Origin of the sequence: Shewanella sp. SM74, from assembly GCF_025653725.1 — a bacterium.
Classification (GTDB): Bacteria; Pseudomonadota; Gammaproteobacteria; order Enterobacterales; family Shewanellaceae; genus Shewanella; species Shewanella oncorhynchi.
In genome coordinates this window covers 1-703 of sequence record NZ_JAKKRZ010000094.1, presented here as the reverse complement: position 1 = coordinate 703, position 703 = coordinate 1, and the positions used below count along the sequence as shown (strand labels likewise).

Sequence of the window (703 nt, the reverse complement as noted above, 5' to 3'; positions counted from 1 at the left end):
TGCCACGGTGAATACGTTCCCGGGCCTTGTACACACCGCCCGTCACACCATGGGAGTGGGCTGCAAAAGAAGTGGGTAGCTTAACCTTCGGGGGGGCGCTCACCACTTTGTGGTTCATGACTGGGGTGAAGTCGTAACAAGGTAGCCCTAGGGGAACCTGGGGCTGGATCACCTCCTTACCTATACGACTAACTTAATGTTTGTTGAGTGTTCACACAGATTTGCTTGATAGAAGAAAGAGTAAAAGATAGACCTAGTCAAATAGGTTTATCAAAGATGGGTCTGTAGCTCAGCTGGTTAGCACCCCAATCCCTTCATAAAGAGTAGGGTGAGGTCGGTGGTTCTAGATGGACTTAGATTTATCAATAAGATGGGTCTGTAGCTCAGCTGGTTAGAGCGCACCCCTGATAAGGGTGAGGTCGGTGGTTCAAGTCCACTCTGACCCACCAAATCTTCGTTCTCCTTTGTTAAATTAACACTCGTTTAGTGAACTAAACGTCGCGTTAATTTGCCGCGGATAACTCGATTTGGCAAACCAATCCTTTTAGAGGTTTGGAACATCTTACTTACTCGCACTGCATGTAAATGGGGCTATAGCTCAGCTGGGAGAGCGCCTGCCTTGCACGCAGGAGGTCTGCGGTTCGATCCCGCATAGCTCCACCATTTACACCTTATTCTGACTTTATTGCAAAGTAATAAGGCA

2 tRNA genes and 1 rRNA gene are annotated in these 703 nt (G+C 48.1%); all 3 read left to right on the top strand.

The features are described 5' to 3' along the window. Positions 1–179 (top strand): 16S ribosomal RNA (locus L5M49_RS25140); the annotation flags it as partial. Positions 180–372: 193 nt separating this feature from the next. Continuing rightward, positions 373–449, top strand: a tRNA-Ile gene (locus L5M49_RS25135). Between the two features lie 138 nt (positions 450–587). Beyond that, positions 588–663: transfer RNA gene (locus tag L5M49_RS25130), tRNA-Ala, on the top strand. Positions 664–703: the final 40 nt, after the last annotated feature.